Genomic DNA, 16,725 nt, shown 5'->3' with positions numbered 1-16,725 from the left:
CCGAGTGGCGGAAGGCATCGGCACCGGCTGGCACAAACCCTCAGCGCACAAAGGCGACGGCGCTGCGCGGCGGCACGCGCAAGCGGCCGGCGGGTGCCCGGCTCGCTTCGAGTGCGACACGGCGGTCGCCCGCTTCGGGCCGGCGGTGCACCGGATGGGGGCGCCATCCTGAGTCATCGGCAAGCTCGGCGGCGTCCACCCCGGCATTGAAGACCAGGCGCAGGCCTGCAAAGCGCGCACCGGGCCAGTCTCGACCGTCCAGATCGACCACGATCAGCCGGCCCTCCTGCCCCGCCGGTACGGCGGGGAAGCGCAGTCGCCGCTGCAGCTCGGTGGCGCTGCCGATGCGGAACAGGCTGGAGCTGGCGCGGATGCGCAGCAGATCGAGGAACTGGTCGCGCGCCTGCCGGATGTCGGCCGGCGTGGGCTTGGCGCTGGGGTCGCGCAGCAGGGGCGCCAGGGCCTCCCAGTCGGCGCCGTTGTCCGGCTTGGGTGGCAGGCCGGCAGCAAAGCCGTTGTCCTGCAGGCTGTAGTCCAGGCGGTTGAACCAGTCGCCGCTGTCGTAGCTGTTGCGGTCCAGGGATTTGGAGCGCAGCAGCTCCTGGCCGGCATGCACATACGCCACGCCCTGGCTCCACAGCGCCAGCGCGCTAGCGAGGGTCTGCACCTGCACGCGCTCGGCCATCGGCGTGCCGAGGGGCAACTTCAGCACATGGGCATCGAACAGGGTGTGGTTGTCGTGGTTCTCCACATAGGCCACGGCCTCGCCGGGTTGGCCGGCGTAGCCCGCCGGCTGGCCGCCGTAGTCGATCTCGGCGCCGCGGCGCAACACCCCTGCCGCATCGGGCACCTGCAGGTCCTGGAGCGTGCCGCCCAGGCCCAGGCGCAGCAGGCTGGCCGCTCGCCGCGCCGCCTCGTCGTCCAGACCATGCACCCAGCCGCGGCTGCGCATGATCTCGGCCACGGCGCCGAAGCTGCCGCCGCGGGCGGCGTCGCGGGCGCGGTCGCTGAAGGTGCCGATGCCGTCACCGGCCAGGCTGAGCTGGCTGGCCTGCACGAAGCGCGCGCCATTCGCCACCTCGCCGAAGTTCCAGCCCTCGCCAATGAACTGGATCTCGCGCCCCAGTTCGCGGCGCAGGCGCTGCCGCAGAGCCAGCATCTCGGCGCGCGGCTGGTGGCCCATCAGGTCGAAGCGGAAGGAGTCGAGCCGGTAGGCGCGCGCCCACAGCAGCACCGAGTCGCTCATCAGCTTGGCCATCATGCGGTGCTCGGTGGCGGTGTTGTCGCAGCAGGTGCTGCGCTCCACCTCGCCCACGGCATTCAGGCGCTGGTAGTAGCCAGGCACGATGCGATCGAGCACCGATTTCGGGTGCGGCCCGGTGGCCGCGGTGTGGTTGTAAACCATGTCCATGCCCACGCGCAGGCCCGCGCGCTGCAAGGCCAGCACCATGGCGCGGAACTCGCGCACCCGCACGGCCGGGTCCATGGCATCGCTGGCAAAGCTGCCCTCCGGGGCGTTGAAGTGGAAGGGGTCGTAGCCCCAGTTGAAGCAGTCCTGGGCACTGACGGCCATCACCGCGCCCTGCTGCGCGGGGCTGTCGGGCGCAGCGGCCGGCACCACGGGCTGCACGCAGCCCTGCTCGGGCACGGTGGCCAGATCGAACACCGGCAGCAGGTGCACATCCGTTACCCCGGCCCGCGCCAGCTGGCGCAGATGCTGCATGCCGTGGCTGCGCGGGTGGGTGAAGCCGAGGTAGCGGCCGCGCTCAGCCAGGGGCACTCGGGCGTCCTGGAGCGAGAAGTCGCGCACATGCAGCTCATAGATCACCAGCTCATGGAGGGCCTTGGCCGGGCGCGGCTGGTGCTGCGCCGCCGCCCAGCCGGGCGGCTGGGTGGCAGGGTCGTCCAGGTCCAGCACGGCGGAGCGTGCCGAGTCCGCCGTCAGGCTGACGCTGTAGGGGTCGGTGACGCGCTGGCGGACCCATCCCTGCCCCGGCACCCAGACTTCGACCAGATAGCGGTAGGTCCAGCCGCGCCCCAGGCGCTCGGGCAGCTGCCACTGCCAGCTTCCGGACTCGGGCTCCCACTGCGCCTCCAGGCGCCGTGCGGCCGCCGCCTGGGCACCGGGATAGAGGCACACCTCGACCCGGCGCGCACTCGGCGCCCAGAGCCGGCCAGCGGTGGCATGCGCGCTCAAGCTCACACCGTAACTGCGTGCGCTGGCGACTGGGAACAGGGCATCGATGGCCAGCGGGGTCTGTACGCGGCTGCGCGCCAGCTCCTGCCCCTGGGCATCGCGCAGCACCAGCTGCAGCTCGCCGCGCAGCAATTCGCGCGCGCGCTCGGGGCCCCAGCCCGTCGGCAGGCGCAGGGCCTGCCCGGCGCCCAGGTGGCGGGTGCGGGCCTGCAGCTCGGCGGGCCAGGCCTCGGCATCCCGCTGCAGCTCCAGCACGGCCTGGCCCTGGTGTTGCAGCTCGAAGCGGGCCGCCCCGCCGGTGCCTGGCCACCACAGGCGCTGGGCGTCGAGCCAGTGCGCCCTGGCATCTCCAGCCGGCCGCGCGGCCACCTCCTGCGTGTGTGCCCACGGCGCCGAGTCTTCGCAGGCCTGCAAGTCAGGCTGCGCCAGCGCGGCGACGCTGGCCATCAGCCACAGGCCTCCAACGATCTCATTCACTCTCATGACTGCCCCAGCGTATGTATTTGCACTACATCTTGCCACTGAGTAATGTCCGCGCACCCTTGGCAATTGCCCGCTTGCCTTCTAGCAGCCGATCGGGATACTGCCATCCATCAATGTAGTTTTGCTACTTATGAGACCAACCAACACCCCGCGGCGGCGCGCATATCGAACCCTGCCAGCCATGCTGGCCCTGCTCCACCTGCTGGCCGCCTGCGGGGGCGGCGGAGGCAGCAGCACGCCCCCTCCAGCCCCACCACCAGCCCCCCCACCCGCTCCAGCGCCCAGCCCTGCCCCGGCCCCACCGCCCCTGCCGCAGGCCCCCGACCTGGGCGAGGTCACCGCCACCGACCCCGGCAGTCCCCTGCCCACCGCCTGGACCCAAGGGGGCTTCATGCAGGTGTTCGTGCGCAGTTACCAGGACAGCGATGGCGACGGCATCGGCGACCTGCGCGGCCTGATCAGCCGGCTCGACTACCTGAAGGAACTCGGCATCAGCGGCCTGTGGCTGATGCCGATTGCGCGCAGCCAGGATGGCGACCATGGCTATGCCGTCACGAATTACCGCGACATCGAAGCCGCCTATGGCAGCCTCGCCGACCTGGACGAGCTGCTGCGCCAGGCGCACGCGCGCGGCATCGGCGTGGTGCTGGATTACGTGCTGAACCACAGCGCCGCGCAGCACCCGCTGTTCCTGCAGGCGCGCACAGACCCAGCCGCCGGCGCGCGCAACTGGTACCTCTGGCAAAACCCCGCGCCCAGCGGCTGGCAAGTGTTCGGCGCCAACCCCTGGCGCCTGACCGCCAACGGCGCCTACTACGCCCCGTTCTGGGACCAGATGCCCGACTGGAACCTGCGCAACCCCGAGGTGCTGGGCTTCCACCGCAACAACCTGCGCTTCTGGCTGAACCGCGGCGTGGACGGCTTCCGCTTCGACGCCGTGGGCTTGCTGGTGGAAAACGGCCTCAGCGCCTGGGAGAACCAGCCGGAGAACCATGCGCTGATGCGCGACATCGCCGCCCTGGTGGGCGGCTACCAGCGCCGCTTCATGGTCTGCGAAGCGCCCGCCGCGCCGCGCGCCTTTGCCGAATCCTGCGGGCGCGCCTTTGCCTTCGACCTGAGCACCGACCTGATGCGCGCCGTCAGCCAGTCCGACCCCACCGCCGTGGCACGCATCGCTGCCTACCCCAGCGGCACGCAGGTCGCCTCCTTCCTCTCCAACCACGACGAGTTCGCCGGCCAGCGCGCCTACGACCAACTGGGCGGCCAGTTGCCGGCCCTCAAGCTCGCCGCCAGCAGCCATCTGCTGCGCGAGGGCACGCCCTTCATCTACTACGGCGAAGAAGTCGGCATGGCGGGCGGCGCCGGGCTGAGCGGGGACCCGCGCCTGCGCAGCCCGATGAGCTGGAGCGCCGACCCGGTGGCGGCCGGCTTCTCCACCCGCAGCCCCTACCGCGCACTGGCGGCCAACGCCGGCACGCACAACGTGGCGCTGCAGCAGACCGATCCGGCCTCCCTGCTCAACCACTACAAGGCGCTGCTGGCCTTGCGCCGCAGCGAAAACGCCCTGCTGCTGGGGCGCCAGGAACAGACCCAGGCCCAGGGCGCGGCACTGGGCTACTGGCGCGTACAGGGCAACGAGCGCGTGCTGGTGCTGTTGAACTTCGGGCGCAGCAGCGTCAACCCCAGCTGGAGCGGGGCGCGCGCCGGCGCCACACTGCGCAGCCTATGGCCCGCCGGCGGGGCCGATCTGCAGGCCGATGCCAATGGCCGCATCAGCCCCAGCCTGCCACCCCAAAGCCTGCAGGTCCTGAAGGAGCAACCATGAACCCGCGCCTGAGCTTCTCCGCCCTGGCCCTGCTGGCCGCCTGCGCACAGGCGCCACAGCGGCCTACCGCGCCGCCCCGGGCGGTGGATCTCAGTGCCGTGGCCCCGCAGCCGCGCCCCAACGGCCTGGCCACCGACTGGCACCAGGGCGCCTTCATGGAAATCTTCGTGCGCGCCTACCAGGACAGCGACGGCGATGGCGTGGGCGATTTGCGCGGCCTCATCAGCCGGCTGGACTACCTGAAGGAGCTTGGGGTGACCGGCCTGTGGCTGATGCCGGTGACGGCCAGCGCCGACCACGACCACGGCTACGCGACCACCGACTTCCGCGCCATCGAGCGCGACTACGGCACGCTCGAAGACTTCGACGAGCTGCTGCGCCAGGCCCATGCGCGCGGCATCGGCGTCATCATCGATTACGTCGTCAACCACAGCTCGCACGAGCACCCGCTGTTCCAGGCCGCACGGGCCGACCCGCAAAGTCCGCAACGCGACTGGTTCGTCTGGAGCGAGGAGGCGCCGCAGGGCTGGGACATCTGGGGCAAGAACCCCTGGTACTGGGCGGCCGCCAAGCCCTGGGCGTGGCAGGGCGAACTGAAGGACCTGCCCAAGCCCCCGCCAGACGCCAAGGGGCACTACTTCGGCACCTTCGGCCCGCACATGCCGGACTTCAACCTGAAGAGGGCCGAGGTCTTCAACTGGCATCTGAGCAATCTGCGCTTCTGGCTCAACCGCGGCCTCGACGGCTTCCGCCTCGACGCCGTGCCGCATCTGGTGGAGAACAACGCCAAGGACTGGAACGACCAGCCCGAGAGCCGCCGCCTGACCAAGCGCCTGTTCGACGCCATCAGCGCCTACCCGGGCCGCTACACGGTATGCGAGGCCACCGCCGAACCCCAGGCCTACAGCCGGCCGGAGGTGTGCGGCTCGGCCTTCGCCTTCGGGCTGGAGCGCGCCATCCTGCAGGCCGTGCAGGGCAAGACCGAGGCCGTGGGCGAGATCGGCCGCTTCTTCCAGACCCGCCCGCACCGCATGGCCACCATGCTGGCCAACCACGACATCTTTGCCGGCGCGCGCATCTGGGATCAGTTGCAGGGCGACGAGGCGCGCTACAAGCTCGCCGCGGCCAGCTACCTGCTGCAGCCCGGCATCCCCTTCATCTATTACGGCGAGGAAATCGGCCTGGCCGGCGTGACCCAGTTGCCCGGCGACGGCCCGATCCGCGGCCCGATGAGCTGGGACGGCAGCGCCAACGCCGGCTTCACGCGCGCCACCGCGCCCTTCCGCCCCACCGCCCCCAATGCGGCGACCCAGAACGCCGCGGCCCAGCGCGCGGACCCGAACTCGCTCTTCCACCACTACCGCGGCCTGCTGGCCCTGCGCCAGCAGCAGCGCGCGCTGCGCTCGGGCAGCTACGAGGGCGTGCAGGTGGAAGGGTCGGTGCTCAGCTACCTGCGGCGCAGCGGCGGTGAGACCCTGCTGGTGGCGCTGAACTACAGCGCCCAGCCGCAGAGCCTGAACCGGCCCGAGCGCGACGCCCGTGCCGTGCGCGTCTGGCCCGAGGCCGCGCCCAGCCTGCCGGCCGGCGTGCTGCCGGCCTGGGGCGCGCAGGTCTGGCTGCTGGATTCCGGCGAATGAGGGCACAGTGCGGGCCATGACGGCCCCGCACGCCCTGACTCCCCGCCTGGCCCTGCTGCTCAGCCTGCCGCCCCTGCTGTGGGCCGGCAACGCCGTGGTGGGCAAGCTGCTGGTGCCGGCCGTGCCCCCGGCCCTGCTCAATCTGCTGCGGTGGTCATTGGCCCTGGCCCTGCTGCTGCCGCTGACCCAGCAGCTGTGGCGCGAACGCGGCCTGCTGACGCAGCACTGGCGCTGGCTGGCCGGTACCGGCTTGCTCGGCATGGGGCTCTACAACGCCCTGCTCTACCGCGCCCTGCACAGCTCGGACCCGCTGAACGTGACCCTGATCGCCGCCAGCCTGCCGCTGTCCATGCTGCTGGTGGGGTTGCTGGCCTTCGGCGTGCGGCCCACGCTGCGCCAGGGCCTGGGCGCCCTACTCTCGCTGCTGGGCGTGGCGGTGGTCATTAGCCAGGGCGAGTGGCAGCGCCTGCGCCAGGTCGCCTTCGTGCAGGGCGACGTGCTGATGCTGCTGGCCAATCTGGCCTGGGCGCTCTATTCCTGGCTACTGGCCCGGGCGCCCAAGGGGCTGGCGCATTGGAACTGGGCTGATCTGCTGGCGGCGCAGGCGCTGTTCGGGCTGGTCTTCGCCGGCCTGGGCAGCCTGGCCGAACAGGCGGCCGGCGCGCCCACGGTGCAGTGGAGTGGCACCCTGCTGCTGGGCCTGCTCTACATCGCCGTGGGCCCCAGCCTGATCGCCTACCGCTGCTGGGGCCTGGGCGTACGCGAAGCCGGCCCGGCCCTGACCGGCTTCTTCATCAACCTGACCCCGCTGTTTGCCGCACTGCTCAGCGCGGCCTTGATCGGCAGCATGCCGCGCGCCTTTCACGCCCTGGCGTTTGCCCTGATCGCTGCGGGTATCCTGGTGTCGTCGCGACGATGAATACTGGCAACATCGCGCGCAGCCACCTGTCAAGCCGCATGCCCTTTTCCAATTCACTCCGCTGGGCCGTGATCCTGACCCTCCTGCTGGGTCTGCTGGCGCCCAGCGCGCTCGTGCTGTTCTACGACTTCCAGGTCACGCGCCGTACGGTGATGGAAGACCTGAAGCGCGACCTGGAGCGCAGCACCCAGGTGCTTTCGCTCTCGCTGGCCGAGCCGATCTGGCAGGTCTCGCCCGACCTCGCCACACCGATGGTCGAGGCGCAGTTCGACGACCCGCGCTTCATCGCCGTCATCGTCACCGAGGCCAACAACACCAAGGCCTTCGTGCAGCGGGACCGCCCCAACCCGCAGCCCGAACTGGCCCGCACGCTGACCAAGCCGATCGACCGCGAGGGCCGCCAGATCGGCCAGCTGAGCGTAACGATGAGCGCGGCGCCCTTGCTGGAGCGCGCCCAGCGCGAGCTCTACGAAGCCGCCGGCCGCACCCTGCTGGTGGCCGCCCTCTCGATGGCCATGATCCTGTGGCTGCTGCGCCGACGCGTGCTGGGCCCGATGGAGCGCCTGTCCAAGGCCGCCTTCGAGCTCGGTTCGGGCCAGATGGGCACGCCGGTGACGGTGGAGGGCAATGATGAGATCGCCCGCGTCGGCCAGGCCATGGAGCGCATGCGCCTGGCTCTGATCGAGGCCTTCGACCGACTGCGCCAGCATGCCAACACGCTGGAAGACCAGGTCTCGCAGCGCACCGCCGAGCTGACCAAGACCAACCAGGAACTGACCCGCGCCATGCTGCAGCTGAAGACGGCGCAGAAGGAGCTGGTCGAGTCGGAAAAACTTGCCTCACTGGGCCGCCTGGTAGCCGGTGTGGCGCACGAGCTGAACACGCCGCTGGGCAATGCCATGACGGTGGTGACCTCGCTCGAAGACCGCTGGGGCGAGCTGGATTCGGCCATGAAGTCCGGCCAGCCGCTGCGCCGCAGCCAGCTCGAGAACCTGGTGGCCGACACACGCCGCGGCCAGGACATCCTGCAGCGCAACGTCCGCAAGGCCGCCGAGCTGGTGCGCGACTTCAAGCAGGTCGCCATCGACCAGACCCAGGACGCCCGGCGCGAGTTCGACCTCGCCGGCATGGTCAAGGACGTGCTGGTGATGGTCGAGCCCAGCTTCAAGCACACCCCCTTCGTCATCCACACCGAGCTGGAGGACGGGCTGAAGATGAACAGCTTCCCCGGCTCGCTGGGCCAGGTGCTCACGAATCTGCTCATCAATGCCCGCGTGCACGGCCTGCACGACCGCCCCGAAGGCCAGGTGCAGGTGACCTGCGTGCACGCCACGGACAACCCGGACTGGGTGGAGCTGACCGTGCGCGACGACGGCTGGGGCATGGACGAAAACACGCGCAAGCGCATCTTCGACCCCTTCTTCACCACCAAGCTGGGCCGGGGCGGCACCGGTCTGGGCATGCACATCGTGCACAACATCGTCACCCAGCTGCTGGGCGGCTTCATCGACGTGGTGAGCGAGCCTAACCAGGGCGCGCTGATGCGCCTGCGCCTGCCCAAGGCGGCGCCCGAACGCAGCGAGCACGAGGAAGCCGGCGCGGGGGTATAGGCCATCCCCCGAAGCGCCCCCCGGGCGCTTCTGCCCCAGCCGGCTTCGCGGCAGCCGCTTGATGGAGCTGGCTTGATGAAAGTGAACCTCTGAACAAGGGGTTACAGGGGAAGGGGCGAAGGGTGCCACCTAAACTCTCGGGGTTACCCCAGTCATGCCCCGCCAGGAGCCCTCGCATGCCCACCGTGATCCGCCGCGACGACCTGATCGAGACCGTCGCCGCCGCCCTGCAGTACATCAGCTACTACCACCCGGCCGACTACATCGCCCACCTCGCGCGCGCCTACGAGCGCGAGGCCTCGCCGGCCGCCAAGGACGCGATCGCGCAGATCCTGACCAACAGCCGCCTGTGCGCCGAAGGGCGCCGTCCGATCTGCCAGGACACCGGCATCGTCAACGTCTTCCTGGAAATCGGCATGGACTGCCGCTTTGAGGGCTTTGACGATGGCATCGAGGCCGCCGTCAACGAGGGCGTGCGCAAGGGCTATCTGAACCCCGACAACAAGCTGCGCGCCTCGGTGCTGGACGACCCCATCTTTGCCCGCAAGAACACCAAGGACAACACGCCCGCCGTGGTGCACATGACCCTGGTGCCGGGCGACAAGCTCAGCATCGACGTCGCCGCCAAGGGCGGCGGCAGCGAGAACAAGAGCAAGTTCAAGATGATGAACCCCAGCGACGACCTGGTCGACTGGGTGCTCAAGACCGTGCCCGAGATGGGTGCGGGCTGGTGCCCGCCAGGCATGCTGGGCATCGGCGTGGGCGGCACCGCCGAGAAGGCCATGCTGCTGGCCAAGCAGAGCCTGATGGAGCCGATCGACATGTTCGAGCTGCTGGCCCGCGGCCCGCAGAACAAGCTCGAAGAGCTGCGCATCGAGCTGTACGAGAAGGTCAACGCGCTGGGTATCGGGGCGCAGGGCCTGGGCGGCCTGACGACGGTGCTGGACATCAAGATCGCCACCTACCCCACGCACGCGGCCAGCAAGCCGGTGGCGATGATCCCGAACTGCGCCGCCACCCGCCACGCGCACGTGACCATGGACGGCAGCGGCCCGGCCTTCATCGACGCGCCGAGCCTGGACCTCTGGCCCGACGTGCACTGGGCGCCCGACTACAACAAGAGCCGCAAGGTCAATCTGGACACCCTGACGCCCGCCGAAGTGGCGAGCTGGAAACCCGGCGAGACCCTGCTGCTGAACGGCAAGATGCTGACCGGCCGCGACGCCGCGCACAAGCGCATCCAGGACATGCTGGCCAAGGGCGAGAGCCTGCCGGTCGACTTCACCAACCGCGTCATCTACTACGTCGGCCCGGTCGATCCGGTGCGCGACGAGGTGGTCGGCCCGGCCGGCCCCACCACCGCCACGCGCATGGACAAGTTCACCGAGATGATGCTGGCCAAGACCGGCCTGATCGGCATGGTGGGCAAGGCCGAGCGCGGCCCGGCCGGCATCGAGGCCATCAAGAAGCACAAGAGCGCCTACCTGATGGCCGTGGGCGGGGCCGCCTACCTGGTGGCCAAGGCGATCAAGCAGGCCAAGGTGGTGGGCTTTGCCGACCTGGGCATGGAAGCCATCTACGAGTTCGAGGTGCAGGACATGCCGGTCACCGTGGCCGTGGATGCCACGGGTGAATCCGTCCACAACACCGCGCCGGCGCTGTGGAAGGAACGCATCGCCAAGGGCGAGTTCGCCGGCATTCCCATCGCCAGCGCCTGAGGAGTCGCTCCCGTCGGTTGCTGATGCGGCGCGTCACGCTCCTGCTGGGCCTGCAGGTCAGCTTGCTGCTGGCCCCGCTGGCCCTGTGCCCTGCCCGGGCCGCCGAGGCCGGCGCGCCCGAGCGGCCCGGCGTGGCCGCGCTTGCCCTCGGCTTGCTGGAGTTCACCCGCTGGCCCCGTCCGCCGGGCCTGCTGTGCGTCAGCGCGGGGGGGCCGCAGGCCAAGGCCCTGGCCGCCGCCTTGCCCGAGCACCCGCTGGGCGGCCGCCTGAGCCTGCGCGAGGTGGCGGTGGACGCCGAGCTGCCGGCCGGCTGCGACGCCATGCTCTTCGAAGGCTGGACCGATGAGCGCCAGGCCCAGGCCCTGCGTGAGTACGCCGAACGCCCCTTGCTGACCCTGGGCCTCGGGGCCGGCTTCTGCACTCTGGGTGGCGCCGTTTGCTTCGGCGAAGGGCGCGGCCAGCCCGCCTTCGAAATCAACACCGACGCGCTGGCGCGCAGCGGCCTGCGCGTCAACCCGCGCGTGCTGCTGCTGACGCGGGCGCGCAAGGCGGCTTCGTGAGGCGCACGCTCGAACAGACCCTGCACCGCGGCCTGCGCAGCGCCGCGCTGTGGACCGCCTTGTGTGTGGGCGGCCTGGGGGCGCTGGGCTCGCTGGCGGTGCTGCAGGCGCAGGCCAAGCGCCATCTCGATCTGCTGGCCCGCACCGTGGCCTACAGCGTCGAGGCGGCCGTGACCTTCCGCGATGCCGAAGCGGCACGCGAGGCCATGCAGGCGGTGCTGAACCGTGAGGAGCTGGCTGCCATCCGCATTGAGCTGGGCGATGGGCGGGTGTTCGCTGCGGTCGAGCGCGCGAGCGGGTGGTCCAGCAGCCTGGAGGCCGGTCTGGCGCAGTGGCTGCCCCTGCAGGCCCAGGCCCCCGTGCTGCCCGAAGACCCGGGCCGCGGCCGCGTGCACGTGCAGACGAGCGCCGCCCCCCTGCTCTGGCTGTTGGCCGCCTACCTGGGCGTGGCCCTGGCCACCGTGGCCGGCACGGCCGGCCTGGTGCTGGCGTTGGCGCGGCGGGTCGAGCGTCAGATCACCACGCCGCTGGACACCATGCGGCGGCTGACCCGCAGCATCCGCGCCGACCGCGCCTTCGATCGCCGCGCCCCTGGCGCCGACATCGAGGAGTTCCACGCGCTCGCCGAGGACTTCAACGCCCTGCTGGGCATGGTGCAGGCGCACGAGGCGGCGCTGCTGCGCCAGCAGGAGCTGCTCGCCCAGCACAACCAGCTGCTGCGCCGCGAGGCCTTCAGCGACACCCTGACCGGCCTGGCCAACCGCGCCCGCTTCCGCCAGGAGGTGGCCGGCGCGCTGGAACGCGCCGCCGGAGAGCACGAACTGGCCGTGCTGTTCATCGATGCCGATGGCCTCAAGCGCGTCAACGACCTGCACGGCCATGCGATCGGCGACCGCCTGCTGCAGGAAGTGGCGGCGCGCCTGCGCGGTGCGCTGCGCGACAGCGACTGCGTGGCCCGCCTGGGCGGCGACGAGTACGCGGTGCTGTTGGAACCGCTGCTGCAACGCGAGCACCTGCCGCTGCTGGTGGCCAAGATCCAGGCCGCCATGCAGGCGCCCCTGCCGGTGGACGCGCAGCTCAGCCTGCAACCCAGCGTCAGCGTCGGCTGGGCCATCTACCCCAGTGAGGGCACCGATGTCGACGCCCTGCTGGCGCGCGCCGACGAAGCCATGTATGCCAACAAGCGGGCCCGCCGGGCCTCGCCCAGGGAATTGACCGATGAAGCCACGGCCTGAATTGCGCCTGCGCACCCTCCGCCCGCTGGGCGCCGCCCTGCTGCTGGCTCTGGGCGCCTGCAGCACCCCGCTGCCGACCGAGCCCACCGGCGCCGGCCTGCCGCTCGCGCCGGTCGAGGTCTACGAGCCGCTGCGCCAACTCGGCTTCCAGCGCACCGAGGAAGGCTGGCTGCTGGACCTGGGCGCGCAATCGCAGTTCGAGTTCGGCTCCGACAGCCTGGGCTCCGAGGCCATGATCAAGCTGCACCGTATCGGCCGCGCGCTGGTGCGCCTGGAGTTCGCCCACTGCCGCATCGAGGGCCATGCCGACGAGATCGGCTCCGAAGCCTTCAACCAGCAGCTATCGGAGCGACGCGCCCACGCCGTGGCGCGGGTGCTGCTGGCGGCCGGGTTGCCGCCCGAGCGCCTGCAGGTGCAGGGCTTCGGCAAGCGCCGCCCCATTGCCAGCAACCAGACCGACGCCGGCCGTGCCCAGAACCGGCGCGTGGTGCTGATCGTGCCCGCCGCGGGCTAGGGCCTCAGGCCGGCAGGCCCAGCTCGGCGTCCGTGGGCGCAGGGCCCCATTTGTCTCGGGGCGGCCAGGGGCGGCTGCGCCAATCGGGCTCGAAGACGAAAGACGAGCGCTCACGGCCGGGAAGCAGCGCGCCATTGCCGGCACCGCGGGCGTAGTCGTGATAGAGCTTCACGATCTCCTCCTCGCTGACCTGCTGGGCGGCGGGATGAGCCCGGCAGGCGTCCTGCCAGCGGCGCACGCGTGCATAGCCAGGCTCCGCCGGCAGCTCGAAACCCTCGTAGTAGCTCAGGAACCAGAAGCGCTGCAGCAAGGGCGTGAAGACGGTCTCGGCCCAGCCGAAGGAATCGAACAGCCAAAGGCCGTCCGGGTTGTGCTGGCGCAGCGCCTCGTCCAGGCGCGCATAGACCGCCAACAGCGCCAGGCGCAGCTCCTCGCGTCGCGCCGGCTCCTGGTTCATCATGTAGCGGTAGCCGGCATCGCCCAGGCGCCCTTCCTCGCACACCAGCAGGTTCTCCAGCGCATGCGCGCGCGCATCCTGCCGTGCCACCGGCGGCTCGGGCAGCGCCATCTCCAGGTAGCGCAGGATCACCAGGCTTTCACGCAGCACGGTGCCGTCTTCCAGGCGCATCAGCGGCAGCGTGCTGCGCCCGCCGCTGAGCGCCAACAGCTCGGCTGAGCGCGGGCGCGTGATGTCCACGCGCTCGAAGCGCACCGCATCGGGCCGCCCCTTGAGCTGCAGCAGGATCTCCAGCCGCTGCGAGAACGGGCAGACGGGGATGTGAAAGACGGTGGCATTCAGGCCGCCGGACCGGGCCGCCCGAGCTGACCCAGACACTGCCCCCGACGCTGCGCTACTCGACATCACGCTGCAGCGCACGTTCACGGTAGAAGCGCTCGATGCGCGCACCGTGGGCCTGGCGGACATCCGCCGGCAGCCAGCGCAGGAAGGCGCGTCGGCTCTCCGGGCGCACGGCCAGGCGGCGAATGGCGCCGTCCACGGCCTCGATCACGCCCTTGCCCCAGGCGGAGCGTGTGCAGGCCACGTAGGCGGGTGGCGGGTCGCGCTCTTCGAACAGATCGAAAAACGCCAGCTCCGGCGCCGGGCTCAGGCGCTCCACGTAGTACTGCAGCGCCATCGGGTACTCGACCAGGTAGTCCATGCGCCCGGCCTCCAGCATGCGCAGCACCTGGGCGGAACTGGGCAGGGGCTGGCGCGAGACCTTTGCCGCCTCCAGCATCGGATCCAGGTGCGCGCCATAGCTGCGCCCCATCTCGAACACGCCGCGCAGATCCTTGCGCTGCAGCAGCTCCTTCAGAACCTGCTCTCCTTCGAGCCCCGGCGTGCCGGCCCGCGTCACCAGCACCTGGGGCACACCGACGGTCACGGCCGAAAAATAGGCGAAGCCCAGGCGCTCGGGCGTCTTGAAGGCATCGACATAGCAGATCGGCTCACCGGCTTGCATCAGCCGCCACATCTTCGGGCGCGACAGGTGCTCCAACCGGTGATGAAAGCCCGGCAGCTCCTCGGCCAGGTAGGCGATCAGCAGATCGTTCACACCCTCACCCAGCTCCACCGGACGGGCCGGCTTGGGCACGCTGCCCGGCAGATGGAAGGGCGGGCCATCGGCCACCGCCCAGGCGATGGTTTCCGCATGGGCCGTTGAACCGAACAACAGGAGCAGGATCAGCAGGTACCGGCGCAGCACAGGAGGAGTCCCAAAACCATGGCGCATCCCACCACAAGCGGCCGAGCAGCGGGCTCCGGGTTTGTGCGAGCCAGGCCCCTCTGGTCCGCTGATTGCTGCGTGCACCTCGCGGCCCTGTTGAAACCGACGCTCAGCGCTGGTGCACCACGCGCTGCGGGAAGGGAATCTCGACGCCCAGCTCCCGCAGCAGGCGCAGCAGCGCCAGATTGACGTCGCTGCGCACGCTGCCGCTGCCGTTTTGCGGGTCGCCGATCCAGAACACCACTTGCAGGTCCAGGCCGTCGGCACCGAAGTTGCTGAGCTGCACGGCCGGCGGCGGGTCGGCGAGCACGCGGGGCACGTCCTGCACGGCGGCCTGCAGCAGCGGCAGCAAGCGATCCACGTCCGAGTCGTAGCCGACGCTCAGCTGCGTGGTCAACGCCACCTTGGGATCGGCCAGCGAGCTGTTCTCGACGCGCTGCGTGATCAAGAGCTCGTTGGGCACCACCGACTCGCGGCCATTGAGCGCGCGCACGATGGTGTAGCGGGTCTTGATGTCGGTGATGCGGCCCTCGAAACCGTCGACCTTGACCATGTCGCCGATGCGCAGCGAGCGCTCGGCCAGGATGACGAAGCCGCTGACGTAGTTGCTGGCCAGCTTCTGCAAGCCGAAGCCCAGGCCCACGCCGAGCGCGCCGCCCAGCACGCCCAACGCGGTGAGGTCGATGCCGGCGCTGGACAGCGCGATCAGCAGGCCGACGAAGAGCAGCCCCGCCTTGACCAGGTTGGCGATGATCTTGCGCGCGCTCAGGTCCTCGGTGGCGGCCTTGAGCAGGCGCGCCTCGATGACGGCCGACAGCCACAGCGTGCCCACCAGCACGAAGGCGACCGAGACGGCGGCCTCCAGCAGGCTGCGCAGGCTGACCGTGCTGCCGCCGAGCTTCCAGCTGATGGCTTCCAGCTCTTCCATCGCCGCCGGCCACAGGCCGGTGATCCAGAGGATGGAGCCGCCCCAGGCCAACCAGCTGACCCAGCGCTCGCCCACATGCACCCAGCGCGAACTCGGGAAGGCCGCGCGCAGGATGCGCACCACCACGCGAATCACCAGCAGGCTGATCAGCACCGGCAGGGCCAGCTTCAGCAGCACGGGCTTGGCACCCATCAAGGGCCACAGCTTGTTCAGCGCGTAGGCGCCGCCCAGGGCCAGCACCGGGAAGAGCGCGCCATCAAAGCCATGCTGGCCCACCAGCACCTGGGAGCTTTCACGGTAGCGCCGCGCCAGCAGCCACACCAGCAGGCCCACGGTCGCCAGCAGCAGGGCCAGGGCCAAGGCCTCCAGCCCCACGCCACGGTGGTCCAGCTGGTTCATCCAATCATTCATACGGTCTCGTTCAAATCGACACGCCGCCGGCCTGCACCAGCACGCGCAAATGGGCACACACGCTGCGGGCCAGCGCATGCAGGTGGTAGCCGCCCTCCAGGCAGGACACGATGCGGCCCTGTGCATGGCGCGCCGCCACATCCACCAGCTGCTCGGTGATCCAGGCGTAGTCCACCTCGGTCAGGCGCAGCAGGCCCAGGGGGTCGAGCTGGTGGGCGTCGAAGCCGGCCGAGATGAAGAGCATCTCGGGCTTGTAGCGCTCCAGCGCCGGTAGCCAGTGGGCGCGGATGGCCTCGCGGATCTCCTGCGAGCCCGTGTGCGCTGGGAAGGGCAGGTTCAGCATGTTGCCGCCCTTGGGCGGCACGCCGCTGAAGGGATAGAGCGGGTGCTCGAACAGGCCGACCATCAGCACGCCGGGGTCGTCGGCCAGCACGTCCTCGGTGCCGTTGCCGTGGTGCACGTCGAAGTCGATCACCGCCACGCGCTTCAGGCCGTGGCGGCGCAGCGCGGCGCGCACCGCCACCGCGAGGTTCGCGAAGAAGCAAAAGCCCATGGCGCGCGCGCGCATGGCGTGGTGGCCGGGCGGGCGCACGGCGCAAAAGGCGTTGCGCACCTGCCCGCTGATGACCTGCTCGGTGGCCTGCAACGCCGCGCCGGCGGCGTGCAAGGCCGCCGTGAGCGTATGCGGGTTGGCCGCAGTGTCAGGGTCCAGTTGCACCACCTGGGTGACGGCCTCCAGGCGTTCGCGCAGCCGGGTCAGGTACTGCGGGTCGTGCGCCAGGGCCAGTTCGTCCCAGCTGGCGGCGCGGGCCTGCTGCACCGCCAGGTAATGGATCAAGCCGGTGGCTTCCAGCGCCTCGGCAATGGCCTCCAGGCGCTCTGGGCATTCCGGGTGCCCTGAACCCATCTGGTGCAGAAGGAAGGACGGATGGGTGAAGAACGCGGTGCTCAAGACTTTGCT

Annotated in this window: 13 protein-coding genes; 8 read left to right on the top strand and 5 right to left on the bottom strand. The window is 70.4% G+C overall.

The window, feature by feature from the left end:
• Positions 1 to 40 precede the first annotated feature (40 nt).
• Positions 41 to 2,644, bottom strand: coding sequence for an alpha-1,6-glucosidase domain-containing protein (locus I7X39_RS00580; RefSeq protein WP_232351624.1), 2,604 nt, complete (start codon positions 2,642 to 2,644; stop codon positions 41 to 43).
• 217 nt (positions 2,645 to 2,861) lie between these two features.
• Here I7X39_RS00580 and I7X39_RS00575 point away from each other — a divergent pair, with 217 nt between their 5' ends.
• The 8 genes from I7X39_RS00575 to yfiB all read left to right on the top strand — a co-directional run bounded on the left by I7X39_RS00575 (position 2,862) and on the right by yfiB (position 12,698).
• Positions 2,862 to 4,505: an alpha-amylase family glycosyl hydrolase gene (locus tag I7X39_RS00575; protein ID WP_232351623.1), complete on the top strand. Its 1,644-nt coding sequence runs from the start codon at positions 2,862 to 2,864 to the stop codon at positions 4,503 to 4,505.
• A complete protein-coding gene (locus tag I7X39_RS00570) occupies positions 4,502 to 6,142 on the top strand; it encodes an alpha-amylase family glycosyl hydrolase (RefSeq protein ID WP_198109009.1) in 1,641 nt (546 codons plus the stop codon). Before I7X39_RS00575 ends, I7X39_RS00570 begins: the two co-directional genes overlap by 4 nt.
• A gap of 16 nt (positions 6,143 to 6,158) precedes the next feature.
• Positions 6,159 to 7,061, top strand: a complete 903-nt coding sequence (locus tag I7X39_RS00565) for a DMT family transporter (protein WP_198109008.1) — start codon at positions 6,159 to 6,161, stop codon at positions 7,059 to 7,061.
• 38 nt (positions 7,062 to 7,099) lie between these two features.
• Positions 7,100 to 8,671, top strand: coding sequence for a sensor histidine kinase (locus I7X39_RS00560; protein ID WP_198109007.1), 1,572 nt, complete (start codon positions 7,100 to 7,102; stop codon positions 8,669 to 8,671).
• 176 nt (positions 8,672 to 8,847) lie between these two features.
• Entirely contained in the window at positions 8,848 to 10,389 is a 1,542-nt protein-coding gene (locus I7X39_RS00555; protein ID WP_198109006.1) for a fumarate hydratase, read from the top strand.
• A gap of 23 nt (positions 10,390 to 10,412) precedes the next feature.
• Positions 10,413 to 10,949, top strand: a complete 537-nt coding sequence (gene yfiR / locus I7X39_RS00550) for a regulatory sequestration protein YfiR (protein ID WP_198109005.1) — start codon at positions 10,413 to 10,415, stop codon at positions 10,947 to 10,949.
• Positions 10,946 to 12,184, top strand: coding sequence for a diguanylate cyclase DgcN/YfiN (gene dgcN, locus I7X39_RS00545; protein ID WP_198109004.1), 1,239 nt, complete (start codon positions 10,946 to 10,948; stop codon positions 12,182 to 12,184). Before yfiR ends, dgcN begins: the two co-directional genes overlap by 4 nt.
• Positions 12,168 to 12,698, top strand: coding sequence for an outer membrane lipoprotein YfiB (yfiB, locus tag I7X39_RS00540; RefSeq protein WP_198109003.1), 531 nt, complete (start codon positions 12,168 to 12,170; stop codon positions 12,696 to 12,698). The genes dgcN and yfiB overlap by 17 nt, the downstream gene beginning before the upstream one ends.
• A 4-nt stretch (positions 12,699 to 12,702) precedes the next feature.
• Here yfiB and I7X39_RS00535 read toward each other — a convergent pair whose 3' ends face one another.
• The 4 genes from I7X39_RS00535 to I7X39_RS00520 all read right to left on the bottom strand — a co-directional run bounded on the left by I7X39_RS00535 (position 12,703) and on the right by I7X39_RS00520 (position 16,716).
• Positions 12,703 to 13,533 carry a glutathione S-transferase family protein gene (locus I7X39_RS00535; RefSeq protein WP_198109002.1) on the bottom strand — a complete coding sequence of 277 codons (831 nt, stop codon included), beginning with the start codon at positions 13,531 to 13,533 and terminating at the stop codon, positions 12,703 to 12,705.
• Between the two features lie 16 nt (positions 13,534 to 13,549).
• Positions 13,550 to 14,404 (bottom strand): TIGR02285 family protein, encoded by an 855-nt coding sequence (locus I7X39_RS00530; protein ID WP_198109001.1) that lies wholly within the window; start codon positions 14,402 to 14,404, stop codon positions 13,550 to 13,552.
• A 130-nt stretch (positions 14,405 to 14,534) separates the two neighbouring features.
• Positions 14,535 to 15,764, bottom strand: a complete 1,230-nt coding sequence (locus tag I7X39_RS00525) for a mechanosensitive ion channel family protein (RefSeq protein WP_232351621.1) — start codon at positions 15,762 to 15,764, stop codon at positions 14,535 to 14,537.
• 10 nt (positions 15,765 to 15,774) lie between these two features.
• Entirely contained in the window at positions 15,775 to 16,716 is a 942-nt protein-coding gene (locus I7X39_RS00520; protein WP_232351620.1) for a histone deacetylase family protein, read from the bottom strand.
• Positions 16,717 to 16,725: the final 9 nt, after the last annotated feature.

Origin of the sequence: Inhella proteolytica (assembly GCF_016093275.1) — a bacterium.
Classification (GTDB): domain Bacteria; phylum Pseudomonadota; class Gammaproteobacteria; order Burkholderiales; family Burkholderiaceae_C; genus Inhella; species Inhella proteolytica.
Note: the sequence above shows the minus strand (reverse complement) of the source record. Positions and strands in the feature narration are given on the sequence as shown.